21 protein-coding genes and 1 pseudogene are annotated in these 24,868 nt (G+C 68.1%); 13 read left to right on the forward strand and 9 right to left on the reverse strand.

All coding sequences use genetic code 11. From position 1 onward, the window contains the following. Nucleotides 1–2 precede the first annotated feature (2 nt). Complete coding sequence (gene ispH / locus BME24068_RS04690) at nt 3–944, reverse strand: 4-hydroxy-3-methylbut-2-enyl diphosphate reductase (RefSeq protein ID WP_096507844.1); 942 nt, start codon at nt 942–944, stop codon at nt 3–5. 397 nt (nt 945–1,341) lie between these two features. Between ispH and BME24068_RS04695 the strand changes: the two genes are divergently transcribed. Further along, nucleotides 1,342–2,529 (forward strand): glycosyltransferase, encoded by a 1,188-nt coding sequence (locus BME24068_RS04695; protein ID WP_174925298.1) that lies wholly within the window; start codon nt 1,342–1,344, stop codon nt 2,527–2,529. A gap of 108 nt (nt 2,530–2,637) precedes the next feature. On the opposite strand, the gene BME24068_RS04700 is transcribed toward BME24068_RS04695, so the two are convergent. Further along, the gene (locus BME24068_RS04700; RefSeq protein WP_174925299.1) at nt 2,638–4,023 is read right to left on the reverse strand and encodes a phage tail protein; all 1,386 of its coding nucleotides are present in this window, start codon (nt 4,021–4,023) and stop codon (nt 2,638–2,640) included. A 108-nt stretch (nt 4,024–4,131) separates the two neighbouring features. Then, nucleotides 4,132–5,139, reverse strand: a complete 1,008-nt coding sequence (gene hpnA / locus BME24068_RS04705; RefSeq protein ID WP_096507840.1) for a hopanoid-associated sugar epimerase — start codon at nt 5,137–5,139, stop codon at nt 4,132–4,134. A 204-nt stretch (nt 5,140–5,343) separates the two neighbouring features. Here hpnA and BME24068_RS04710 point away from each other — a divergent pair, with 204 nt between their 5' ends. The 3 genes from BME24068_RS04710 to BME24068_RS04720 all read left to right on the forward strand — a co-directional run bounded on the left by BME24068_RS04710 (nt 5,344) and on the right by BME24068_RS04720 (nt 8,095). Then, nucleotides 5,344–5,640, forward strand: coding sequence for an acylphosphatase (locus BME24068_RS04710; protein WP_174925300.1), 297 nt, complete (start codon nt 5,344–5,346; stop codon nt 5,638–5,640). Nucleotides 5,641–5,652: 12 nt separating this feature from the next. Beyond that, entirely contained in the window at nt 5,653–6,552 is a 900-nt protein-coding gene (gene rarD, locus BME24068_RS04715) for an EamA family transporter RarD (protein ID WP_096507838.1), read from the forward strand. 418 nt (nt 6,553–6,970) lie between these two features. Next, nucleotides 6,971–8,095, forward strand: a complete 1,125-nt coding sequence (locus BME24068_RS04720; RefSeq protein WP_174925301.1) for an OpgC domain-containing protein — start codon at nt 6,971–6,973, stop codon at nt 8,093–8,095. A gap of 55 nt (nt 8,096–8,150) precedes the next feature. Here the strand turns inward: BME24068_RS04720 and BME24068_RS04725 are convergent, their stop codons facing one another. Both BME24068_RS04725 and BME24068_RS04730 read right to left on the reverse strand, forming a co-directional pair. Further along, the gene (locus tag BME24068_RS04725) at nt 8,151–8,357 is read right to left on the reverse strand and encodes a hypothetical protein (protein ID WP_096507836.1); all 207 of its coding nucleotides are present in this window, start codon (nt 8,355–8,357) and stop codon (nt 8,151–8,153) included. 120 nt (nt 8,358–8,477) lie between these two features. Then, a complete protein-coding gene (locus BME24068_RS04730; RefSeq protein ID WP_174925302.1) occupies nt 8,478–10,001 on the reverse strand; it encodes a peptide MFS transporter in 1,524 nt (507 codons plus the stop codon). A 494-nt stretch (nt 10,002–10,495) separates the two neighbouring features. On the opposite strand from BME24068_RS04730, the gene BME24068_RS04735 reads away from it, so the two are divergent. From BME24068_RS04735 to BME24068_RS04765, 7 genes are all read left to right on the forward strand, one after another. Continuing rightward, nucleotides 10,496–11,074: a cupin domain-containing protein gene (locus tag BME24068_RS04735; RefSeq protein WP_096507834.1), complete on the forward strand. Its 579-nt coding sequence runs from the start codon at nt 10,496–10,498 to the stop codon at nt 11,072–11,074. Nucleotides 11,075–11,253: 179 nt separating this feature from the next. Then, nucleotides 11,254–12,867, forward strand: a complete 1,614-nt coding sequence (locus BME24068_RS04740; RefSeq protein ID WP_174925303.1) for a peptide ABC transporter substrate-binding protein — start codon at nt 11,254–11,256, stop codon at nt 12,865–12,867. A gap of 11 nt (nt 12,868–12,878) precedes the next feature. After that, entirely contained in the window at nt 12,879–13,817 is a 939-nt protein-coding gene (locus tag BME24068_RS04745) for an ABC transporter permease subunit (protein WP_174925304.1), read from the forward strand. A gap of 13 nt (nt 13,818–13,830) precedes the next feature. Then, nucleotides 13,831–14,733 (forward strand): ABC transporter permease, encoded by a 903-nt coding sequence (locus tag BME24068_RS04750; protein WP_096507831.1) that lies wholly within the window; start codon nt 13,831–13,833, stop codon nt 14,731–14,733. A 1-nt stretch (nt 14,734) separates the two neighbouring features. Continuing rightward, complete coding sequence (locus BME24068_RS04755) at nt 14,735–15,727, forward strand: ABC transporter ATP-binding protein (RefSeq protein WP_096507830.1); 993 nt, start codon at nt 14,735–14,737, stop codon at nt 15,725–15,727. Continuing rightward, nucleotides 15,724–16,746: an ABC transporter ATP-binding protein gene (locus tag BME24068_RS04760; protein WP_174925305.1), complete on the forward strand. Its 1,023-nt coding sequence runs from the start codon at nt 15,724–15,726 to the stop codon at nt 16,744–16,746. The genes BME24068_RS04755 and BME24068_RS04760 overlap by 4 nt, the downstream gene beginning before the upstream one ends. Before the next feature lie 164 nt (nt 16,747–16,910). After that, complete coding sequence (locus BME24068_RS04765; protein ID WP_174925306.1) at nt 16,911–18,392, forward strand: OprD family porin; 1,482 nt, start codon at nt 16,911–16,913, stop codon at nt 18,390–18,392. A gap of 66 nt (nt 18,393–18,458) precedes the next feature. On the opposite strand, the gene BME24068_RS04770 is transcribed toward BME24068_RS04765, so the two are convergent. The 3 genes from BME24068_RS04770 to BME24068_RS04780 all read right to left on the reverse strand — a co-directional run bounded on the left by BME24068_RS04770 (nt 18,459) and on the right by BME24068_RS04780 (nt 22,448). Further along, nucleotides 18,459–19,451: a DedA family protein/thiosulfate sulfurtransferase GlpE gene (locus tag BME24068_RS04770; protein WP_096507827.1), complete on the reverse strand. Its 993-nt coding sequence runs from the start codon at nt 19,449–19,451 to the stop codon at nt 18,459–18,461. A 155-nt stretch (nt 19,452–19,606) separates the two neighbouring features. After that, the gene (locus BME24068_RS04775) at nt 19,607–19,876 is read right to left on the reverse strand and encodes a hypothetical protein (RefSeq protein ID WP_096507826.1); all 270 of its coding nucleotides are present in this window, start codon (nt 19,874–19,876) and stop codon (nt 19,607–19,609) included. Nucleotides 19,877–20,114: 238 nt separating this feature from the next. After that, the gene (locus tag BME24068_RS04780; RefSeq protein WP_174925307.1) at nt 20,115–22,448 is read right to left on the reverse strand and encodes a phosphocholine-specific phospholipase C; all 2,334 of its coding nucleotides are present in this window, start codon (nt 22,446–22,448) and stop codon (nt 20,115–20,117) included. Nucleotides 22,449–22,977: 529 nt separating this feature from the next. On the opposite strand from BME24068_RS04780, the gene BME24068_RS04785 reads away from it, so the two are divergent. Together BME24068_RS04785 and BME24068_RS04790 are read left to right on the forward strand one after the other, a co-directional pair. Next, nucleotides 22,978–23,478 carry a GNAT family N-acetyltransferase gene (locus BME24068_RS04785; RefSeq protein WP_174925308.1) on the forward strand — a complete coding sequence of 167 codons (501 nt, stop codon included), beginning with the start codon at nt 22,978–22,980 and terminating at the stop codon, nt 23,476–23,478. Between the two features lie 95 nt (nt 23,479–23,573). Continuing rightward, nucleotides 23,574–24,116 (forward strand): annotated as a pseudogene (locus BME24068_RS04790) (thioredoxin family protein); the annotation flags it as partial. Nucleotides 24,117–24,168: 52 nt separating this feature from the next. Here the strand turns inward: BME24068_RS04790 and BME24068_RS04795 are convergent. After that, nucleotides 24,169–24,420 carry a DUF4148 domain-containing protein gene (locus BME24068_RS04795; protein WP_096507877.1) on the reverse strand — a complete coding sequence of 84 codons (252 nt, stop codon included), beginning with the start codon at nt 24,418–24,420 and terminating at the stop codon, nt 24,169–24,171. Nucleotides 24,421–24,868 lie beyond the last annotated feature (448 nt).

Consider the following 24,868-nt stretch of genomic DNA (forward strand, 5'->3'; position numbering starts at 1 on the left):
CCTTAAACTTCGCGGGCGACAGCTTGCGTAAGCTTCGCCGGCAACTTGAATTCGACTTTTTCCTCACGGCCCGCCATCGTCGCGACATCGACGGGCCCCAGCGCGCGCAGCGCACTGATTACATCCTCAACCATTTCCTCGGGTGCCGACGCGCCGGCGGTCAGGCCGACCGTCTGCACGCCCGCGAACCATTCGGCTTTCACTTCCGAGCCGTCGGCGACGAGATAGCTCGGCACGCCGCTTTCGGTGCCGATCTCGCGCAGGCGGTTCGAGTTCGAGCTGTTCGTCGCACCGACGACCAGCAGCACGTCGACCTGCTCGCTCAGTTCGCGCACGGCGGCCTGGCGGTTTTGCGTCGCGTAGCAGATGTCGCGGGTGTCCGGGCCGACGATGTCGGTGAACCGGCGCTGCAGCGCTTCGATGATGCCGCGCGTGTCGTCGACCGACAGCGTCGTCTGCGTGACGTATGCGACCGGCGTATCGACCGGCAGCGTCAGCGTGCCGACTTCGGCTTCGCTCTGCACGAGGATCACCTCGGCCGGAATCTGGCCGATCGTGCCCTCGACTTCCGGATGGCCCGCATGGCCGATCAGGATCAGCCGGCGGCCCGCCGCGACGTATTGCCGGCCCTGCACGTGCACTTTCGTGACGAGCGGGCAGGTGGCGTCGAGCACGTCGAGCCCGCGCGTTTGCGCATCGCGCTCGACCGTCTGGGCGACACCGTGTGCGCTGAAGATCGCCACGGCGCCATGCGGCACCTCGTCGAGCTCCTCAACGAATCGCGCCCCTTTATTACGCAGATTTTCGACGACATGCCGGTTATGCACGATTTCGTGACGCACATAGACCGGCGAGCCGTGCTGTTGCAGCGCGCGATCGACGATTTCGATCGCACGGACAACCCCCGCACAAAAGCCGCGGGGCTGGGCAAGGATGACTCGCATAAGTGAGCGAACTCCGACGACAGACGCCGGGGTTCGAGGAGCTGGCACTGCCCGCTCGCCCCGGCTTGATGTTATGAAGGCAGGAAACGAACCGGCCTAGCCAGGCCTCGGAACCCCGAATTAATCGCGCATTTTAACTCTATCGGGCCGTCCTTGCTTTGGCGCTGTATCGGCGCTGTTGCAATCGCCGCAGAGCCCCGTCGGCGCTCACGGGCGCGGAACCCGGTAAACTGCGCGGTTTCGCGGGCGGCCCGTCCGGCTGCCCGGCGTCGCGCTCATTTCAAGGCCATTCGATGACCGTCGATTCCTACGCATATTGCCCTGCCGCCCGTGCGGATTCGGGCGTTTTCACTCCGACCCCGATTGAACGGACCGGCACCCGGCAGGAGGTGTGCCGATGATGCTCGCGATGACCTTCCTGGTGTCCGGCCTGTCGCTGCTGATCTGGATCGTGCTGCTCGTCGCACGCGGCGGCTTCTGGCGTGCGCGCCCGGCGCGGGCGTTGCCGCCCGACGCGCGCGGCGCTGCCGCCGAAGCCGGCTGGCCGGCCGTCGTCGCGGTCGTGCCGGCGCGCAACGAGGTCGACGTCATCGCCCGCGCGGCGACGTCGCTGCTCGAGCAGGATTATCCGGGCGAGTTTCACCTGATCATCGTGGACGACCACAGCGACGATGGCACGGCCGACGCCGCTCGCGCGGCCGCGCTCGCGATCAACCGCGCCGACCGCCTGACGGTGCTGGCCGCGAAGCCGTTGCCGGCCGGCTGGTCGGGCAAGGTGTGGGCGCAGTCGCAGGGCATCGCGGCGGTGCGTACGCTCGGGCTGCCGGCCGACTACCTGCTGCTGACGGATGCCGACATCGGCCATCCGCCCGACGCGGTGGCCCAGCTCGTCACGCGCGCGCAGGCCGAGCAGCGCGATCTGGTGTCGCTGATGGTGCGGCTGCGCTGCGATTCGTTCTGGGAAAAGGCGCTGATCCCGGCCTTCGTGTTCTTCTTCGCGAAGCTCTACCCGTTCTCGTGGATCAACAATCCGCGCAACCGGACGGCCGGCGCCGCCGGCGGCTGCATGCTCGTCAAGCGCACCGCGCTCGAGGAGGCGGGCGGCATCGAATCGATCCGCGGCGCGCTGATCGACGACTGCAGCCTCGCCGCGCAGATCAAGCATCGCGGCAGCGGCCGGCATCCGATCCGGCTCGACCTGGCCGACCGCAGCGTGTCGCTGCGCCCGTACGACAGCTGGCGCGACATCTGGAACATGATCGCGCGCACCGCGTTCACCCAGCTCCACTATTCGCCGCTGCTGCTCGCCGGCACGCTGCTCGGAATGACGATCATCTATCTCGTGCCGCCGGTCGCCGCGCTCGTGTATGGCGCGCGCGCATGGCCGGCGTGGCTCGCATGGGCGTCGATGTGCACCGCGTATGCGCCGATGCTGCGCTACTACCGGCGCTCGCCGCTGTGGGCGCCCGCGCTGCCGCTCGTCGCGCTGTTCTACGTCGGCGCGACGTTCGCGTCCGCGTGGCGCTACTGGCGCGGCAAGGGCGGCCAGTGGAAGGCGCGCGTGCAGGCGCCGGTGGATCGCTGAGCGGCGGCCGGCGCAGGCCGGCCGTCCGCCCCCGGACGTCGGAAAGCAGACAGCCCGACCGGTGCGAACCGGCCGGGCTGTTTCGTTTGCGGCGCGGGCCGCGCGTGCTTACCGCTGCGTCAGCATCATGTACATCTGGACCACGACGTCCGGCGAGAACGTGAACGGCACCCAGCCGTAGCCGGTGTGGCGCGCGACCAGCAGGCGGTCGCCGTTCGACTGCTTCTGCACGGCCATCATCGGGTTCTTCGTCGTCACGAAGCGCCAGCCGGCCGGGATGCCCGGCGGCGGTTCCGGCTGCATCGACGCGCGCGCATGCGCGAGCTCCTCGATCAGCTGGCCCAGTTGCTCCGGGTGCAGCGTGATCGACTGGCCGTTGACGGTCAGCGTCAGCTCGTTTTGCGACGGGCGGGCGACGTGCAGCGTCGATTTGTCTGCTGCGGCTTCAGTTGTTTCGGCTGCTTCGGCTGCGGGGGCGACTTCGATCGCGGCGCCTGCGTTCGCCTGCGCTGCGTCGGCGGCGTCGGCTGCAACCGGTGCGGCTGCCTCCCCGGCCGGCTCGGCAGCCGGTTCGACGACTTCGGCGGCGACGGCCGCTGCCGTTGCGTCCGCCGGCGCTGCGGCAGTCGCCGCGGCTTCCTTCACGACGGCTTCGACCAGCGCTTCCGCGTCGGCGATGGCCTTCGTGTGGCGCTCGGCGGCCGCTTCAGCCTGCGCGATCGCTTCGGCGTGACGCTGCGTGACGGCTTCGGCCGCGGCGGTCGCGTCCGCATGCTGCTTCGCGGCGGCTTCGGCTTGCGCGATCGCTTCGGTGTGGCGTTGCGTGATGGCTTCGGCCTCGGCGGTCGCGTCGACGTGACGCTGCGCGGCGGCTTCCGCTTCGGCGATGGCCTGCGCGTGACGCTGCGCGAGCGCTTCGGCTTCGGCGATCGCGGCGGCGTGGCGCTGCGTCGCGGCCTCGGCTTCGGCGGTCGCTTCCGCGTGCCGCTTCGCGGCGGCGTCGGCCTCGGCCGTGGCCGCGGCATGGCGTTGCGCGGCGGCGTCCGCTTCGGTCGCGGCGGCGTGATGGCGCTGGGCGGCCGCCTCGGCTTCGGCGATCGCGGTCGCATGACGCTGCGACGCGGCTTCGGCATCCGCGTGACGCTGGGCGAGCGCTTCGGTCAGCGCGGTCGCTTCAGCGTGACGCTGGACGGCGGCTTCGGCTTGCGCGGCGGCGTCGTTGTGGCGTTGGGCGGCGGCTTCGGCCGTGGCGGTCGCGTCGACGTGGCGCTGCTGCGCGGCCTCGGCCTGCGCGGCGGCAGCCGTGTGGCGCTGCTCGGCGGCCCGCGCTTCGGTTTCCGCCGCGGCGTGACGTTCGGCGGCGGCCCGGGCTTCCGCCGCGGCGGCGCGCGCGAACGCTTCCGCGCTGCGGGCCGCCTGCTGCGCGGCGTGGTGATCGTGGAGGAGCTGATCGACGCCCGCGGTGAGCGAATCGATCTGTTCGTTCAGGTTCATGCGTGTCTTCTCTGCGTAAGACCCGCGATTTTAACCGCTGCGCCGGGGTCGGGCCGTCAGCGACGTGTAACAAAGTGCGCAAAGCGGCGTGAAGCACACCGCTTTGTGTTACTTCAGGTACCCCGCCGAGCCGAACCAGTCGAGCGCATCGCGCAGTCCTTCGCGGTACGGACGCGCGCGGTAGCCCAGCTCGCGCTCGGCCTTCGCGGACGTGAAATACATCTTGTTCTTCGACATCCGCAGCCCGTCGACGGTCACGAACGGCTCCTTCTTCGTGAACTTCGCGACGGCCTCCGCGCCCATCGCGAGCGGGTAGAGCGGCCAGCGCGGCAGCGCGATCGTCGGCGCCTTGCGGTGCGTCATCTGCGCGATGTCGGCCAGCATCTGCTGCAACGGCAGGTTCTCGCCGCCGAGGATGTAGCGCTCGCCGATCCGGCCGCGCTCGAGCGCGAGGAAGTGGCCGTGCGCGACGTCGTCGACGTGCACGAGGTTCAGCCCGGTATCGACGAACGCGGGGATCTTGCCGAGCGCGGCCTCGACGATGATGCGGCCGGTCGGCGTCGGCTTCACGTCGCGCGGGCCGATCGGCGTCGACGGATTGACGATCACGGCCGGCAGCCCTTCGTCGGCGATCATCCGCTCGACCGCGCGCTCGGCCAGCACCTTGCTGCGCTTGTACACGCCGATCGCCTGCTCCGCCGCGAGCGGCCGGTTCTCGTCGGACGGATCGCCCGCGCTCGTGACCTTCAGCGTCGCGACGCTGCTCGTATAGACGATCCGCTCGACGCCTTCGGCGCGCGCGGCGCGCATCGTCGCGACCGCGCCTTCGAGGTTCGCGCGCTCGATCTCGTCCGGATCCGGCGCCCACAGCCGGTAGTCGGCCGCCACGTGCAGCAGGTAGCGCACGCCGCGCAGCGCGGCACGCATCGACGTCTCGTCGCGCATGTCGCCGGTCACGATCTCGGCGTCGAGGTCCGCGACGTTCGTGCGCGGGCTGGTCGGGCGCACCAGCACGCGCACCGCATAGCCTTTCTGCTGCGCGATGCGGGCGACGGCCGAGCCGACGAAACCGGACGCGCCGGTGACGAGAACGAGATCGCGGGAGGTATCAGTCATGCGTTTCCTTCAGGGCCGCGCGCGAGCGGCGCGGCAGTTGTGCGTCGGCGAGATTGTACGTGGTCGGCGCAGGCGGCGACGCGAGCGCCGCGCGGGCGGCTTCACGGGCCGTGGCGGCGCTGCGCGGCGGCCCCGCCATACGCGTGTGCGAAGCCGCCGACGCGACTACAATGCCGGGCTTGAATGCAACGGGAGGGCGACGCGATGAGCCGCAATGAACTGGACGAACGGATCGAGACCTACTATGTGCGGGTGCGCGGCGTCGTGCAGGGCGTCGGTTTTCGTCATGCGACGGTGCGCGAGGCGCATGCGCTGAAGCTGCGCGGCTGGGTCGCGAATCTCGAGGACGGCAGCGTCGAGGCGATGATCCAGGGCCCCGGCGCGCAGATCGACCGGATGCTCGCATGGCTGCGCCACGGGCCGCCGTCCGCGCGCGTGACCGAAGTGACGTTCGAGGAGCGTCAGATGGAAAGGCGCTTCGAGCGCTTCCAGCAGCAGTAAGGCGAACACGACATGACGGGGTATCCGGAGGCCGGGCGCGGTCTCATGCTGTCGGTGATGGCGTCGACGCTGTTCGCGCTGATGTCGGTGTACGCGAAACTGCTCGCGCCGCTCACGGGGCTCGACATCTTCGCGTGGCGCGTGTTGTGGACCGTCCCCGGCGCGCTCGCGCTGATCGCGCTGCGCGGCCGCTGGCCGGCGCTCGTCGAACTCGTGCGGCGCAGCGTACGCGACTGGCGCCTGCTGATCGCGCTGCCCGTGAGCGCGGCGCTGCTCGGCCTGCAGCTGTGGCTGTTCCTGTGGGCGCCGCTGCACGGGCGCATGCTCGAAGTGTCGCTCGGTTATTTCCTGCTGCCGCTGACGATGGTGCTCGTCGGCCGCTACTACTATCACGAACGGCTCGATCCGCTGCAGTGGGCGGCGGTCGCGTGTGCGGCGCTCGGCGTCGCGCACGAGGTGTGGGCGACGCGCGCGTTCGCGTGGCCGACGCTCGTCGTCGCGCTCGGCTATCCGCCGTATTTCGTGCTGCGCCGGCGAATCAACGCCGATTCGCTGGCCGCGTTCGCGCTCGAGATCGTGCTGCTGTGTCCGGTCGCGTTCGCGATGGTGTCGACGAGCCCGACGCCGGTCGCCGGCCATCCGCTGCTGTGGGCCGTGCTGCTGCCGGGGCTCGGCGTGCTCAGCACGCTCGCGCTCGCGAGCTACCTGAAGGCGAGCCGGATGCTGCCGATGGCGCTGTTCGGGATCCTCGGCTACGTCGAGCCCGTGCTGCTCGTCGCGGTGTCGCTGCTGCTGCTCGGCGAGACGCTGAGTGTCTCGCAGCTCGCGACGTACGGACCGATCTGGGCCGCCGTCGCGCTGACCGCATGGCACAGCGCGATGCTGATGCGGCGCCTGCCGATGCGCGGCTGAACGTCGTCGCTCGCGACGCGACGGCAGCGCGAAATGGGCAGCACATCGGGCAGCACATCGGGCTGCGCATCGCGCGTTCCCGCTGTCGCATTTCGCGATGCTGGCGTCGAACTGGCGTCGCACTGACACCGGGCTGGCCGCGTTGCCAATTCTGTATCGCCGCTGTCATCCCCGTAATCGAACAGAAGATTCCGTTGCACTTTGTTACTTAGGGTATCCCCGAGCGGCCGTTAGACTGACCTGACCGTCTTCTCTTCGTATGCAGCTTTTCCATGAACGGTCATCTCCGTGCCGGGCCGGCCGGGTTGGCGCGATGCGAGCATACGCGTATCGCCGCTGATTTCGCTCGCCCTTTCCTTTCCGGTCTTTCCGGCCTTTCCGCCGGCGCGTGTCGCGCCTTCGTCGCGCAGGTGTGCGCATGTCGTTGAGCGCGCCGCCCTCCGCCCCGGTTTCGCCCGCGCGCGGCGGCCGCCTGATCGAAGTCGATTTCTTCCGCGGCATCGTGTTGCTGATGATCGTCGTCGACCACATCGGCGCGAGCGTGCTGTCGCGCGTGACGCTCCACGCGTTCGCGCTGTGCGACGCGGCCGAAGTGTTCGTGTTCCTCGGCGGCTTCGCGACCGCGAGTGCGTACGGCGCGATCGCCGACCGGCACGGCCCGCGCGCCGCGCAGCGGCGGTTCGTGCGCCGCGCGATGCAGATCTACCGCGCGTTTCTCGCGACGTCGACGCTGATGCTCGTCGTGTCCGCCGTGCTCGACCATTACGGGATCGATGCGCCGAACCTCGCGCTCGACGACGTCAGCGTGATGCTCGCGTCGCCGCTCACCGGCCTCGCCGAGCTGCTGACGTTCCAGCGCCAGCCGTATCTCGCGTCGGTGCTGCCGATGTACGTGCTGTTCGCGCTCGCGTCGCCGGTGATCGTGCCGTTCGCGCGCCGCCATCCGTGGCTGCTCGTCGGCTGCAGCGCGGCGTCCTGGCTCGCGGCCGGCTGGCTCGGCCCCGAACTGCTGGATACCGATTCGTTCCGCTGGAGCTTCAACCCGTTCGCGTGGCAGTTGATGTTCGTCGCCGGCGTGCTCGCGCGCTGCCAGCCCGTCTACCGACGCATCGCGCTCGGCCGCTGGAGCGCCGCGGCGACCGGCGTCGCATGCGCGATCGTGATCGGCTGCGCGAGCTACAAGCTGCTGTCGGGGCTGCCGGTGCCGGAAGGCGTGCTCAAGCGCGATCTCGCGCTGCCGCGCATCGTCAGCTTCGCGGCGGTCGCGTGGCTGATGGCCGACTTCGTGCGCTACGGCTGGATCGCGCGGATCGCGCGCGCGGTGCGGCCGGTCGTTACGGTCGGCCAGCGCGGGCTGGTCTGCTTCGTCGCGGGTGCCGCGATCTCGCTCGTCATCGATTCGCTGCTGCATCCGGTCGCGCACGGCGCCGAGCTGCGGCATATCGGCGTGGGCCTCGCGGCCGACGCATGCGCGGTCGGACTGATGATTGCCGTGGCGGGTTCGGGAACGTGGTTCGCGCGATGGCGCGGCGCGGCCGCGTAAGCAACGGCGGCGGGCGCGCACGCGGCACGGAAGGTGCCGCGCGGCTGCGGTGACGTCAGTGAGGTGAGCCGATGCGGGAGCGGGGGACGGCGTTCGGATCGTCGGATTCGGCGTCGTCGCGTGCGTCGGACTTCGGATCGTCCTGCTCCGCGAGCACCGCGTCGGCTTCGGCTGCCGCCCGGGCGGCGCGCAGTGCGGTGCAGCGCTGCGCGTGCCGGATGTCGGACAGTATCCTCAACAGCCGTGTCGTTCTGCTTTTCATGGCTTTCTCCCGCCAGTGCGCATCGCGACGGATCGGATGCGCTGTTGCAACCAGTGTAGGACGTGCTGGCCGCGCCGGCGGGAGAATGTGGCGTGCATGCCGCACGCCGAGGGATAGTACTTACTGGGCCGAGACCATCGCTTGCGCCTGCAGCGTCTCTTCTTCGCGGCGCGCTTCCGCGCAGCGTTGATGCTGGCGCGACAGGCGGTTCATCATCGGCAGCAGCAGCAGGGCGAGCAGCATGCCGATCGCGGCGAGCCAGCCGAGCTTCTCGAACAGCGACAGGTAGAGCGGCAGCGATTCGGCGGCCGGCAGGTCGTGCGACGGCATCTGCGCGAAGTTCGCGACGACGCTGCCGAGGTACTGCGACACACCCGTCGCGACGAAATACGCGCCCATCATGAAGCCGCTCATGCGCGTCGGCACGTAGCGGGCGATCATCGCGAGGCCGAGGCCGCTCACCAGCAGTTCGCCGAGCGAGTAGAGCCCGTAGCCCCACACCATGAACCACGACGACACGCGACCGTCCACCGCGTAGCGGCCGCTGATCGTGAACACCAGGTAGCCGGCGGCCACCGCGCCGAAGCCGAGCGCGTACTTCGCCGCGACCGGCAGGTCGCGGCCGGCCTTCGAGAACGCGTTGTAGACCCACACGAGCACCGGGCTCAGCATCATGATCCAGATCGGGTTCAGCGCCTGGAACTGCGCGGCGCTCCACGTGAACAGCGTCGTGCCGAACAGGATGAAGCGCGGATCGACGTTGCGCAGCGCGAACAGCGTCAGCGACGTCGACATCTGCACGTAGAAGATGAAGAACAGGATCACCTGGCCGATCAGCACGAGCGCGGCGATCAGGCCTGCGCGCTCCGAGCGCTCCGACTTCGCGATCATGTACGCGAAGATCGCGAGGATCGCGAATGCCGCCGTCCACACGCTCGCGACCGCGAGCTGCTTGTGCTGCAGCACGTACAGCGTGGCGAGCGCGAGCGCGACGCCGCCTGCCGCCACGCCGCCGAGGCGCTTCCAGCGGATCGGCTGATCGTCGGGCTGCGAGCCGATGTGCGCGAGCGTGCGGTGCATCAGCATGAAGTTCAGGATCGCGAGCAGCATGCCGGCGCAGCAGACCGCGAACGCGGCGTGCCAGCCCCAGTGATCCTTGATCCACGGCGTCGCGAGCATCGACACGGTCGAGCCGATGTTGACCGCCATGTAGTAGATCGTGAACGCGCTGTCGATGCGCGCATCGTCGCCTTCGTAGATGCGGCGCACGAGGTTCGCCGCGTTGGCCTTGAACAGCCCGTTGCCGACGACGATCACGCCGAGCGACGCGTACATGTACGACAGCGCATCGTTCGGGAACGCCAGCATCAGGTAGCCTGCGCACAGCACGGCCGCGCCGATGATCATCGTGCGACGGGCGCCGAGCACCTTGTCGCCGATCCAGCCGCCGATCGACGGCGACGCGTAGACGAGCGCGGTGAACGCGCCCCAGGTCAGGTTCGCATGGCTGTCGGTGAAACCGAGCCTGTCGACCATGAAGAGGACCAGGAGCGCGGCCATGCCGTAGTAGCCGAAGCGCTCCCACATTTCGATGAGGAAGACCGTCGTAAACGATCGGGTTTGAGAAACAGGTGCGTGCATCATCAATCTCGTTTGAAACGGACGGCGCGGATCGCGCGTCGCCTTGGGGGTCGAACTGGCGCCGGAGCACAGTGGCCGGGTAGGCTTAGCGTCGGCGATGGAACAGACCCTGGCCCGGGCCGGGGTCGGACTCCACCTGGTAAGGTGGTGCGAGGCCCCGACCGGCGCGCGCGTGGTAGCGCTCGCCGGTCCGGTGCGTCAGGTCCGCGCCACTCAGGGAAACTCCCGATATGGCAGCAGCTTTCAGGAACATTTGTCTCATCATCTACTTGTAAGCTTGGCGCCCGGCTCTCAGCAAATTCCCGGAGAGCCGCTTGCAGCTTGCCTGTGAAGCCGGCGAGTCTGGCAAGATAGCGCGTCGTTTCGCTCGCTTCGTGCCCTGTTTAGTGCACCGGGCTCAACACCGAAGACATGGGCGAACCCGAAGACTAAGCCATATCGATCTAACTTAGTTACTTTCCATCAAACATTTTTTGACGACCACTTTTCGGCCTGCTATGGTTCCCCCCACTGAAAACTCGCGGTCAGCAGATGCCGCCGCGCTGGGCAGCAAGATTCGCGCGTTGCGCCAACGACTGAAGCGCACGCTCGACGACACCGCTACCGCCGCGGGGATTTCGAAGCCGTTTCTGTCTCAAGTCGAGCGCGGGCTCGCGTCGCCGTCGCTGACGTCGCTGGCCGGCATCGCACAGGCACTCGGCGTGACGGTGCAGTACTTCGTGGATACGCCGAGCGAGGAACGCTCGGTCTGTCGAGGCGAGCAGTTGCGCTTCTTCGGGTTCGCCGATTCGGCGAACCTGTTCGCGAGACTGACGAACGTATCCGAAGGGCGTCAGCTCGAGGCGATCCTCGTGCGGATGCCGCCGGGACAGAAGCGCTCGGAGGTGACGACACATGCGGGAGAGGAGTTCCTGTATGTGATTGAAGGGGAAGTGTCGCTGACGCTGGAAGGCAAGACGTTCGTCCTGCAGGCCGGCGACAGTTCGCACTATCAGTCGACGGTCCCGCACAGCTGGGTCAACACCGCGAACGTCGAGTCGGTGGTGGTCTGGGTCGGTACACCGAGACTGTTCTAACGCACAGGTATTCCTTCGTTTCGAAGACGGAATGCCTGTCGAAAGAAACGTAAGGAATACTAAGATGCAATACGAGAATCACGGGCCTCCTCAATCGCTGTACCCGTCAGCGTCTCACGCGTAAGCCGCGGCATCCGCCGCGCGACGCTCACCGAAAAAACCTTCTCAAGACTGCCACGATGAAATCCTTGCATGCCATGTCGGCCGTGCTGGCCGCGCTCGCCCTGACGGCGCCCGCAGCCCACGCCGTTATCGTTCCGTCGAATGTCGCGCTCGCTCCTCAACAGGACCTGACGCGCCAGGTGCCCGCCGAAGTCGAGTCGCTCGACCCGGCGCACATCGAATCGTGGACCGGCAACACGATCGGCCTCGACCTGTTCGAAGGGCTCGCCCGCATCGACGCGACCGGTCAGGTCGTGCCGGGCGTCGCGCAATCGTGGGAACGCAAGACGCCGCAGACGTGGATCTTCAAGCTGCGCCACGACGCGAAGTGGAGCAACGGCCAGCCGGTGACGGCCGCCGATTTCGTCTATTCGTGGCAGCGCCTCGTCGATCCGAAGACGGGCTCGAAGTACACGATCCTCGTCGAATTCGTGAAGAACTCGAAGGACATCATTGCCGGCAAGGCCGCGCCGACGACGCTCGGCGTGCGCGCGATCGACCCGTACACGCTGGAAGTGACGACCGACGTGCCCGTCGCGTTCTTCCCCGAGCTGACCGCAATGGCGCCGCTCGCGCCGGTGAACAAGGACACCGTCGCGAAGTTCGGCGACGCGTGGACGCGCCCGGGCAACATCGTCAGCAACGGTGCGTACCAGCTCGTCGACTGGCAGCCGAACAACCGCATCGTGGTCGCCAAGGACGCGAAGTACTGGAATGCGCCGAAGGTCGTGATCAACAAGGTCACGTACCTGCCGATCGAAAGCGACGAAACCGCGATGCGCATGTACCAGGCCGGCCAGATCGACTACAGCTACTCGATCCCGTCGGGCATCTTCCAGCAGGTCAGCAAGCAGTTCGGCGGCGAACTGCGCCCGGGCCTGCAGCTCGCGACCTACTACTACTACCTGAACAACAGCGACGCGGCGCTGAAGGACAAGCGCGTGCGCCAGGCGCTGTCGATGGTGATCGATCGCGACGTGCTCACGTCGAAGCTCACGCAGGCCGGCGAGAAGCCGATGTACGGCCTGATGCCGAACGGCACGAAGGGCGCGCAGCCGTTCACGCCGGCATGGGCGTCGTGGCCGATGGCCAAGCGCATCGCGGCCGCGAAGGATCTGCTGAAGCAAGCCGGCTATTCGGATGCGAAGCCGCTGTCGTTCACGCTCACCTACAACACCAACGACCTGCACAAGAAGGTCGCGCTGTTTACCGCATCGGAATGGCGCACGAAGCTCGGCATCGACACGAAGCTCGAGAACGTCGAGTTCAAGGTGCTGATGAAGGCGCGTCATGACGGCAAGGTGCAGATCGCGCGCGACGGCTGGTTCGCCGACTACAACGACGCGATGACCTTCTTCGACCTGATCCGCTGCGGCAGCTCGCAGAACACCGTCGGCTACTGCAACAAGCAGGCCGACGCGCTCGTCGACGAAGGCAACCAGAAGCTCGACGACAAGGCGCGCGCCGCGCTGCTCACGCAGGCGCACGACATGGCGATGAACGACACGCCGATGGTGCCGCTGTTCCAGTACTCGGCCGACCGTCTCGTGAAGCCCTACGTGGGCGGCTACTCGCTGAAGAACGTGATCGACATGCGTGCTTCGCAGGACCTGTACCTGATCAAGCACTGAGCGGAGCGATCATGCTGGCCTACGCATTGAGACGCACGTTGTGGGCGGTGCCGACGATTCTCGCCGTCATCACCGCCTGCTACCTGCTGCTGCATTTCACGCCCGGCGGCCCGTTCGATACGGAGAAGCAGCTGTCCGCGGCGACGCTCGCGAACCTGAACGCGAAGTACCACCTCGACGAGCCGCTGTGGAAGCAGTACCTGCTGTATCTCGGTTCACTGCTGCACGGCGATCTCGGCCCGTCGTTCCGTTACGTCGACTGGTCGGTGAACGATCTCGTGAAGAAGGCGCTGCCCGTGAGTCTCGGCGTGGGCGGCGTGTCGATCCCGATCTCGATCGTGTTCGGCGTGCTGCTCGGCACCGTCGCGGCCGTGCGCCGCGACAGCCTGATCGACCGCGTGGTGATGCTGATCGGCAACTTCGGCAACGTCGTGCCGCCGTTCGTGCTCGGCCCGGTGCTGGTGTGGATCTTCGCGATCCTGCTGAAGACGTCGGCCGGCAACGGCTGGCTGCCGGCCGGCGGCTGGGGCGACGGCAGCTGGCAGTACCGGCTGCTGCCGATCGTGCTGCTGACCCTCATCAACGTGTCGCTGCTCGCTCGCGTGATGCGCGGGTCGATGATCGAAACGCTGTCGAGCAACTACATCCGCACCGCGCGCGCGAAGGGCCTGCCGGGCGCGACGATCGTGCTGCGCCATGCGCTCAAGCCCGCGCTGATGCCGGTCGTGTCGCTGTTCGGCACGGTCTGCATCTCGTCGATCACGGCGGCCGTCGTCACCGAATCGGTGTTCGCGCTGCCGGGGCTCGGCCAGCTCGTCGTGAACGGCGCCATCAACCGCGACTACACGCTGGTGCTGGGCCTCGTCGTGCTGACGACCGTCTGCGCGGTGCTGTTCAACCTGCTGGTCGACCTCGCATACGCGTGGCTCGATCCGCGCATCCGTTATTGAGCGAGGCACTGCGATGACTCCGACTACGCCTGTCGTCAGTCTGCCCGTGCAGACCGACTCGCCGCCGCGTTCGCGCTCGCCGCTGGCGCTCGCGTTCGCGCGCTTCCTTCACAACCGTGCGGCCGTGTTCAGCCTCGTGCTGCTCGCGCTGATCACGCTCGCGTGTTTCGTCGGCCCGTGGCTGCTCGCGGCCGATCCCGCCGCGAGCGACTGGGGTTCGATCAGCCTGCCGCCGACCCTCGCGAACCAGCACTGGTTCGGCACCGACGAGCTCGGCCGCGACCTGCTCGTGCGTACGCTGATCGGCGGCCGCGTGTCGATCGAGGTCGGCCTGCTCGGCACGCTCGTGTCCGGCCTGTTCGGCGTCGCGTGGGGCGCGACCGCCGGCTTCGCGGGCGGCCGCGTCGACTCCGCGATGATGCGCGTCGTCGACATGATGTACGCGATCCCGTACCTGCTGATCGCGATCCTGATGATGACCCTGTTCGGCCGCTCGTTCATGCTGGTCGTGCTGACCATCAGCGCGTTCTCGTGGATCGACATGGCGCGCGTCGTGCGCGGCCAGACGCTGTCGCTGCGCAACCGCGAGTTCGTCGATGCGGCGCGCGCGATCGGCGTGTCGCCGGCGTCGATCGTGCTGCGCCACGTCGTGCCGAACCTGCTCGGCGTGGTCGTCGTGTACGCGACCGTGTCCGTGCCGAACATCGTGCTGACCGAATCGGTGCTGTCGTTCCTCGGCCTCGGCGTGCAGGAGCCGATGACGAGCTGGGGCGTGCTGATCCAGGACGGCGCGCAGAAACTGGAATCGATGCCGTGGCTGCTGCTGGCACCGGCCGTCATGCTCTGCGTGACGCTCTACTGCGTGAACTTCGTTGGCGACGGCCTGCGTGACGCACTCGACCCGAAGGATCGCTGAAATGGCCGCTCTGCTGGAAGTTGAAAACCTCGGCGTGCGCTTCACGCGCAAGGACGCGCCGCCGATCGACGCCGTGAGCGGCGTGTCGTTCTCGCTCGAAGCCGGCAAGACGCTCGGCATCGTCGGCGAATCGGGCTCGGGCAAGAGCCAGACCGTGATGGCGCTGCTCGGCCTGCTGGCCGGCAACGGCACGACGACGGGCGCCGCGCGCTATCGCGGCGACAACCTGCTCGAGATGGATACGCGCGCGCTGAACGCGGTGCGCGGCGACCGGATCGCGATGATCTTCCAGGATCCGATGACGTCGCTCAATCCGTTCCTGACGATCGAGCGGCAGATGACCGAGACGCTGCAGCTGCATCGCAAGCTGTCGCGCAAGGAAGCGACCCGGCGCGCGATCGAGGCGCTCGAGTCGGTGCGCATCCCCGACGCGGCGCGCCGCATCCGGATGTATCCGCACGAGTTCTCGGGCGGCATGCGCCAGCGCGTGATGATCGCGATGGCGCTCCTGTCCGAGCCGGAAATCCTGATCGCCGACGAGCCGACCACCGCGCTCGACGTGACCGTGCAGGCGCAGATCATCGATCTGCTGCGCGAGCTGAACCGCGAGCGCGGCACCGCGATCGTGCTGATCACGCACGACATGGGCGTGGTCGCGGGGCTCGCGGACGACGTGATGGTCATGTATGCGGGCCGCACCGTCGAATACGCGCCGGCCGATTCGATCTTCGCCGCGCCGTCGCATCCGTACACGATCGGCCTGCTCAACGCGCTGCCGCGCCTGACCGATGCGGACGATGCACCGCTCATCGCGATTCCCGGCAATCCGCCGATGCCCGGCACCGCGCCGGCCGGCTGCGCGTTCGCGAAGCGCTGCACCTATGCGGAGGAGCGCTGCGGTGCCGCGCGCCCCGCGCTCGAAACCTATGGCGCCATGGGCGCGGTGCGCGCGTGCCACCGGCCGCTGGCCGATCTGACGGGAGGCCTGCGATGAGCGTCAATGAACGCCGCGATGCCGGCGCGACGGGCGACACGCTGCTGTCCGTCGAGCATCTGAATGTGCATTTCCGCGTGCCGCTCGGCGGCTATCCGTGGTCGCCGAAGGGCACGCTGCGGGCCGTCGACGGCGTATCGTTCGACGTGAAGCGCGGCGAGACGGTCGGGCTCGTCGGCGAGTCGGGCTGCGGGAAGTCGACGCTCGCCCGCGCGCTGATCGGCCTCGTGCCGATGACCGCCGGCACCGTGCGCTGGCGCGGTGAAGCGGTGGCGTCCGATCACCTGCGCGGCACCGCGATGCGCCGCGAAGTGCAGATGATCTTCCAGGATCCGCTCGCGTCGCTCGATCCGCGCATGACGATCGAGCAGATCGTCGCGGAACCGCTCGTCACGCACCACGCGGGCCTCGGCCGCACCGAAGTGCGCCGCCGCGTGATCACGATGCTCGAGCGCGTCGGCCTGAATGCGCATCACCTGCTGCGCTATCCCCATGAATTTTCCGGCGGGCAGTGCCAGCGCGTCGGTATCGCGCGTGCGCTGATCGGCGAGCCGAAGCTCGTGATCTGCGACGAACCCGTGTCGGCACTCGACGTGTCGATCCAGGCGCAGATCGTGAACTTGCTGCGCGATCTACAGCGCGAACTGTCGTTGTCCTATCTGTTCGTCGCGCACGACCTGGCGGTGGTGAAGGCCATCAGCCAGCGCGTGCTCGTGATGTATCTCGGCCGCGTGATGGAGTTCGGCACGCGGCATGACGTGTACGGCGTGCCGCAGCACCCGTACACGAAGGCGCTGCTCGATGCGGCGCCGACGCCGGAGCCGGCGCGCGAGCGTGCTCGCCGTCCGATGCTGCTGGCGGGCGAGATGCCCTCGCCGCTGAACCCGCCGTCGGGCTGCGCGTTCCGCACGCGCTGCCCGGTTGCGATCGACGCGTGCGCGCAGGACGTGCCGCTGCCGGAAGTGCGGCAGGGCTCGGCTGCGCGGGTCGCGTGCATCCGCGCGGGCGTGGCGGCGTGAAGTGACGTAACGCAGCAAACATAACCAGGCAGGTCGACAGGGGTAGGTGCGGCGCGAACGATCTTCGCGCCGCGGGTACAGGCGCGCCTTTAGCCGGGCGAGCCGGGGGGCCGGAAGCGGATCGCGACCGGCGTGGACGATATCAACACAAGACGAGAATTACGATGAAAAAGCAGAAGACGATCGGGACGGCATCGAAGATGCTGCTTGCATGGGGCCTGCCGGCACTGGCCGGCGTATCGTTGAGCGGCGTCGCCCACGCCGACGACGCGGCCCCGGCCCCGCTGACGGTCGCGCAGGCCGCGCCGGCCGCGCCGGCCGCGGGCACGAGCACGGCCGTTGCGCAGGCAACTACCCCGAACGCCATTGTCAACGCCGAAGCGAGCCAGGCCGTCACGCCGCCGGACGAACCGTCGGCCCAGTCGAAGTCCAAGGGCTTCATCGCAGACAGTCATCTCGATTTCGTGTTCCGCAACTATTCGGACTTGCTCGACAACAAGGGCGGCCCGCATCGTCACGCGTGGATCCAGGGCGTGATGGCGAACTTCGAGTCCGGCTACACCGCGGGCCTGATCGGCTTCGGCGTGGATGCGTCGCTGTACGCGGCCCTGAAGCTCGACGGCGGCGCCGGCGGGGGCAATATGGTGCACGTGGCGAAGGGCGGCGGCGGCTCGAACCAGCTCGCATGGGCGTATCCGGGCATTTACGACGTGAAGGCGCGCATCTCGAACACGGTGGTCAAGTACGGTCTGCAGGCCGTCGACAACCCGTTCATGGAGCAGCACGACAACCGTGCGCTGCCGCCGACGTTCCTGGGCGCGACGATCGTCAGCAACGAATTCAAGAACGTGATGCTCGAGGCCGGCAGCTTCACGAAGACCGATGCGCGCGGCCGCACGACGCTCACCAACCTCACGACGCAGTACGGCGGCACGCGCGTCAACCGGCTGACCTACGTCGGCGGCACGTGGGACTACTCGCCGAACGGCGAGGTCGCGCTGTACGCGAACCAGGCCGACGACGTGTGGCACCAGTACTATGCGTCGGTGAAGCACAGCATCGGCAGCACGCAGACGATCAAGTGGACGGGCTTCGGCAACGTCTACTCGACGCACGACACGGGCGATTCGCTGCAGGGCAAGATCGACAACAACGCGTACAGCCTGTCGCTGGCCGCGCAGCACGGTCCGCACGAGCTGCTGCTCGGCTACCAGCAGATCCTCGGCGACCAGTTCTTCGACTACATCACCGAGACGAACGGCATCTTCCTGGCCAACTCGATGGACGTCGACTACAACGCGCCGCACGAAAAGTCGCTGCAGCTGCGTTACACGTTCTACGGCAAGGAAGCGGGCCTGCCGGGCTTCAAGGCGATGATCTGGGGCGTGACGGGCTGGGGGGCGGACGGCAGCGCGGGCGCGGCGAACGACCCGACCAAGTCGAGCATCTACTGGAGCAACGGCGCGCCGGTGCAGGGCCGTCACCACGAGTTCGGCTTCATCCCGTCGTACACGTTCCAGAGCGGCAAGCTGAAGGACACGAAGGTCACGTTCATCGCGATGTGGCACAACGGTTCCGCGCACTACTCGGACGCGACGAACCGCGAGTACCGCCTGGTCGTGAACGTGCCGCTGCACGCGTTCTGATCGAAGGGGGCGCAACGCCCCCCGCGGTATGTGCCGTTTCGCGCGGCCGGCCTGCAGTCAGTCCGATCAGGCCGGCTTGTGCAGGCCCGCCACCGGATCGTTCGCGGCGGGCATGTCTTCCAGCAGCGACGTGAGCTGGCGGCCCGTGTCGCGCCATGCGTCGAGGCCGCCGCGCAGCGGCAGCGCATCGGTGAAGCCTGCATCGAGCAGGCGCTTGGCCATCAGCGCGGCCGTCACCTCGTTCGGGCACGAGCAGTACACGACGAACTTCTGCGACAGCGGGTAGCGCGCGACGATGTCTTCGATGTGCCGCTCGTCCGCGAACTGCGCGCCGGGAATCGTGAACGGGTCGAGCTTGCGGTGCTCGGGCGAGCGTACGTCGAGGACCACCGGCGCCACCGGGTCGCTCAGCAGCAGCTCGAGTTCGTCGACGCCGATCCGTGCGCTCGCGAGCTGGCGGATCAGCGCGCGGCGGCGCATCCAGCGCACGGCCGCATAGATCGCGAGCAGCGCGACGATCACCAGCAGTACCGCGCGGCCGAGCCGGCTCGCGCCGGCGAACAGCCAGTCGATCTGCCGGTAGAACACGAGCCCCGCCCCCAGCCCGACGATCGTCCACAACGCGGCGCCGAGCGCGTCGTAGCCGGCGAACGTGCGATAGCGCGTGCCGAGCGCGCCGGCCATCGGCACGGAGACGAGCGACAGTCCGGGAATGAAGCGTGCTACCGCGAGCACGCGCACACCGTAGCGGCCGAAGAAGCGTTCGGTCTTCTTCACGCAGGTATCGCGCGACAGCGAGAGCCGGCAGATCGTCTTCAGCGTCGTGCCGCCGTAACGCCGCCCGGCGAGGTACCACGCCGTGTCGCCGATCAGCGCGCCGAGCACCGACAGCGCGATCACCGTCACGAGCTGCGAGCCGATCATGTCCGGATGCATCGCGGCCATCGCGCCGAACAGCACGAGCGTCGGCATCGCCGGCACCGGCAGGCCGATGGCCGCGGCGAGCACGTTGGCGAAGACGAGAAGCGGCCCGTATTGGGCGACGAGGTCACGGAGCATGACGGCTGGCCGAAAAGGATGTGCGCGGGAGAGGATGCGCAGATGGGCCGATTATCGGCCATTTTCAACCCGGCGGCGGGAACGGCGGAAAGCGCCTGATGGCGGCAGGGAGATGTCGGTGAGCCGGCGCGCCGGGCGCGGCTCACCGTTCGGAATCAGGAGGGGGTGCGGGCGAGCGATGCGGCGCCGTGGTTTTCGCCGGGCAGCTCGGCGCCGTGCGAGCGGATCGCCGCGATCAGTTCGGCCGGCGTGATCTCGTAGCGGACCTCGCGGTGGATGCCGGGCTTGCGTTCGTCGATCTCGATCAGCAGCACGCTCTTGCCGTCGCCGGTTGCTTCGAGCCGGAGCGAGCGCAATTCGCGGCCGTCGGCCGGGTCGTGTTCGGTGAGCAGGGTCATTGCCCCGGATGAGCCGGAAGTGCGCATCGAACCTATCCTCGTGTCGTGGATGCCTGGTTGGCGAAGATGTCGTTATTGAATGCAGCTTGACGAAGTTTAACGCGAACGGGCTGCAACACGGAGCATTTTCGTGGGCGCGAAATGAGGGCTATACCACCTATCCTTCTGATGTTTGGGCCGCGCCGGGCGGGCGTTTCAGCCGGATCGGGCCGCGCGGCGAGCGGCGCCCGGCCGGCGTGCTTCCGGCCGGGCAGCGGCGGTGGCGTCAGAAGCGGTCGGCGAGCCCCATTGCCGGATCGCTGACCGAGTGGCGGCCCGTTTCGACGCGGCCGGCCACGCGGCGCGAGAAGCGCGCATCGCTGTCGGCGGTGACGACGAAGTCGTACCAGTGCCCGGTCGAGTCGAGCGTCCAGTGCAGCTCCGACTGGCTGCCGGCACGCACCGTGACCGTCCACGTCGTGCCCGTGTCGTTGCCGTGTCCGCGCCCGTGACCGTCCTGGTTGCCGTGATCGTCGTGCGCGCCATGGCCGGACAGGGCGCCGTATACCTTGTTCGACTTCACCGTGAAGCGCACCGTGCCGCCGCCGTCGTTGCGCAGCCGCAGATGCAGGTTGCCGCTCCCGCCCGCGTAGCCGACCCGCACTTCCGGCTGCGGTGCGCGCGGGCCCGCGAGCCGGGCCAGGTCGCCGGTGAAGCGGCGGTGATAGCCGTTCGGGCCGAGCACCCACAGGTCATATTTACCGCTGTCGTCGGCCTGCGCCGCCCAGTCGCCGCGCAGTGCCTTGCCCGGTTCGACGACGTAGCGGCGCGGCACGCGGTCCAGGTGCAGCTTGTCGTACACGTGGAACACCGCCGCCGCGCGGCCCGTGTTCGCGAACTTCAGCGTGACGGTGCCCTTGCCGGCGTCAGCCTGTGCGCTCGCATGCAGCTCGTACGGCAGTGCCCGCGACGGGCGCACGCCGGTGGCCTGCGCGGGCAGCGACGGGGCGGCCGGCGGCGTGATTTTCGGCGCGGCCTGCTGTGCGGCGCTCAGCGCGTCGACCTGGCTTTTCGTCGTGCGGCCCGCGAGCGTCGGCAGCGGTTCGTTGTTCGGCGTGCGGAAGTTGAACGCGCTCGTCAGGTCGCCGCACACCGCGCGGCGGTACGCGCCGATCTGCGGTTCCGCGACGCCGAAGCGCTTCTCCAGGAAGAGCAGCGTCGACGTATGGTCGAACACCTGCGAGTTGACCCAGCCGCCGCGGCTCCACGGCGATACCACCCACATCGGCACGCGCGGGCCGGGGCCGTACGGACGGCCGTCGGCCGCCGGCTGGCTCGACGTGGCCGGCGCGAAGTCGTGATATTCGACGGCCACGTCGGCGTTCGCGAGCGTATGGCCGCCCGCGAGCGTGCCGTCCGCGTTGCGCGACGGCACGGCCGGCGACGGCATGTGATCGAAGAAACCGTCGTTCTCGTCGTAGTTGATCAGCAGTACGGTCTTGCTCCACACGTCCGGATTCGCGGTGAGCGCATCGAGCACCGCCTGCACGTACCACGCGCCCTGCGCGGGGCTCGACGGCCCCGGATGTTCGCTGTACACCGACGGCGGGACGATCCACGACACTTCGGGCAGCTTGCCGTTGCGGATGTCGTCGCGGAACGTTTCGAGGAAGCCGTACGGCATCGTGTTGCCGAACCCCTTTGCGAGCGGGCTCAACGGATCGTCGATCGCCGGATCGTAGAACGCGCCGGCCGCCGTCACCGGCTGCGTGATGTCCGTCGACGCGACGTACGCGGGCCGGCGCGCGGCCGGCATCTGTTCGATCGCGGCGCGCCAGTGGCGAAAGCTCATCATCTCGTTGCAGCCGAAGTTGTCGATCAGGCTCTGGTAGACCTTCCACTTCACGCCGGCCTGCTGCAGCCGGTCGGCGTAGGTCGTCCACGTCCACCCCTGGCTCGACGGGCCGATGTCGTTGCCGCCGTTGAACTGGTTGTTCAGCGCGGCGAGCTTCACGCGGCTGCCGTCGGCCGGGCTGATGCCGTTCGGGCCGTTGGTGCCGCTCCAGTAGAACAGGCGGTTCGCGATCGTGCCCGTGTGCATCCCGCAGTGATAGTGGTCGCACAGCGTGAACGCGTCGGCGAGCGTGCGCTGGAACGGCACTTCCGCCGCGTCGTAATAGCCCATCGACAGCGGCGTCTTCGCGTCGGGCCAGCGGTTCATCCGGCCGTGGTCCCACGCGGCCTGTGCGTCGGCCCACGTGTGCGGCGTGCCGCCCGCGCGCTGCGCGTTGCCCTGGCTCGCATCGAGGTGGTATGGCGTGAGGGTCGTCGCGGGCGTCGTTTGCGTATACGTCTGGTAGAACACGTCGCGGCCGTTCGGCGACGGCACCGCGAAGCGGTCGCCGTAACCGCGTACGCCCTTGAACGTGCCGAAGTAGCCGTCGAATGCGCGGTTCTCCATCATCAGCAGTACGACGTGCTTGACGTCGTGGAGCGTGCCCGTTTCGTGGAACGCGGGAATCGCGAGCGCGCGGCGGATGCTCGGCGGAAACGCGGACAGCGCGGCGGCGGCGAGGCCTGAAGTGGCGGTCTTCTGAAGGAATGTGCGGCGTGACGTCATGGCGTTCGGATCCTGTGATGGTGGGCGCGTGCGTGACCGGGGCCAGCCGCGTCCCATGCGTCGTCCCCCCCGGGACGATCCGCGATGCATGTGCGTTCGAGTGCGTCGGCCGTTGCCGCGATCCTGCGCCCGGCACGCGTCGTGATGCGCGGGGGAGGATGTCGGCACGTGCCGGCCCGGTGAGTGACGGTCAGGGCGCGGCCCAGTCTAGGGCGTGCAGATGACGTCGACGTGATGCCGAAATGACATGGCCTGCCTGTGCAGATGACGTTGCGTGCGCAACTAATCGGGTACTGCCGAGATGGCGTAGGGGGGCAAGAAATTACCGGTTTGTGCGAGCGTATCGGGCAGGAATTTCCGATTGCGTGATGTCTGCATGAAGGCTGTGTGACATCGTGTCGTTGTGCATGCAACGGCACCGGCCAGTTCGGCGGCCATGTTTCATTCGCGTGAAATCGGATAAGCGCGATGCGTTGTTGCGTACTCGCAGCAGCATCCCCTCGACCGATACTTTCGACTCCACCCGGTCATGACCGATATCGCCATCCGGCACAGCGAGATGCACGACATCGACGCGATCCGGCACATCGTCGCGCACCCCGCGGTGTACCTCGACACGCTGCAGCATCCGTATCCGTCGCACGAGAAATGGCGGCAGCGGCTCGAACGCATTCGCGAACACGGCGTGAGCCTCGTCGCCGAAATCGACGGCACGGTGGTCGGCCATCTCGGGCTGCATCCAGAACAGAACCCGCGCCGCCGTCATGCCGCGTCGCTCGGGATGATGGTCGATGCGTCGCATCACGGCCGCGGCATCGGCACCCGGCTGCTCGCGGCGGCGATCGAGCTCGCGGAAAACTGGCTGAACATCACGCGCATCGAACCGACCGTGTTCGTCGACAACGTTGCGGCGGTCGCACTGTACGAAAGGCACGGATTCCGCATCGAAGGCGAAGCGCCGGACTATGCGTTGCGCGACGGTGCGTATGCGTCGGTGTACCAGATGGCGCGGGTCAGGCCGCGACGGTAAAGGAAGCGCGCGCGCGCGATGCCGCGCGTCATGTTCATTCGAGCATGCGTTCGTTTCAGGCGGTCGCGCGAATCGTATCGTCGAGCGATTTGCCGGCTGCCGCGAATGCGTACGAGCGACAAGCGTTCGCACACATTCGCGGCGTCGGGCACGCTGATCGATGCAGGGCCGTGCGACGCATCCGATGCGTTGTTGAAGGCCGAATTGCCGCGTCCGTCAACGCCGTACTACTTCATGTCAGGGCTTGCCGCGAATGCGAACGCGCGCGGCGACGAGGCCGTGGCGCGCGACGGGTACCGCAAGGTCTGCGATTCGGCGAGCGGATCGGCGGTGAAGTTGCGCCGGGGACCTATTTCGCGAATGCGGTCGCGCTGGCGCCGGACGATTCGGCGCGGATCGAAGGGATTGCCGCGAGCATGTTTGCGCAGGCCAGCAAGACCCGGGATGCGTTTTACGGGGCGAACCTGCGTGCGCTGACCAAGGTGGTCGCGCAACTGAATCGGTGGCGCGATGGCGGCGCTCAGGGCGCGTCGGTTCGGTCGGTCGTCAGGCAGTTCGACGGGGTGGGCGCGGAGCTGCCGGCAGGCGATCCGCAGGCAGCGGCGCGCGCGATGCTGATCCGGCCCGTGAAAGCGTGACGCTGTGACGGCGGGTGAACCGTCGAGCGGGCCGGGTGCTGCGTTGCTTCGGTTACTGGCCCGACTCCGACGATGCGCCGCGCGCGCTGCCGTAGCCGGCACCTTGCTGCCGCGCGATCTTTGCTTCGGCGGAAACGATGCTGGCCGGGTAGAACCAGTCGCTCGACTGGAAGCCGGCCTGCTTGAGCGCCTTCACTTCGGCGTGAACCTGTGCACGCGTGAGCGGCGCGTTCGACTGCGCTTGCGCAGCGAGCGGGGCCGATACGGCCAGGGCGATGGCAACTGCATGGATCAGGTGCTTCATGATCGGAACCTCCATGTTTTCGGCGGGGCGGCCGGCCTTCGTTCGACGAAGCGGCGGCGGTTGAAAACAGTGTAGGCCCGGCCGCGCACGGGAAAAATGCGATCGCTCCCAACGCAGTGTTCTGCTGCGGGCAACAATGGGTGGGAGGCGATGATGGGGTGGCGGGCGGTGCCGGATGGCGGCGCGTGACGGATGCCGGCGCGTGACGGATGCCGGCGCGTGACGGATGCCGGTGCGCTGGCGCTGCGTGGTAGCGGGGGCTGAGGTGCTGGAGGGGGGGCCGGGCTGGCTGGATGCCCATTCCGGGCAGTCCGCCGGGGGTTGCGGGCAAACCGATCGGCGAGCGCTGCGTATTGCGGCGCAGGTGTGTCGAACCGACGTAGAGGAAAGGGGCAGGAAGGGAGCGGGAAGGGTACGGGAGGCGCATCGGCCGGCCGCGTCGATGCAG

It is taken from the genome of Burkholderia anthina, assembly GCF_902498995.1.
Lineage (GTDB): Bacteria > Pseudomonadota > Gammaproteobacteria > Burkholderiales > Burkholderiaceae > Burkholderia > Burkholderia anthina.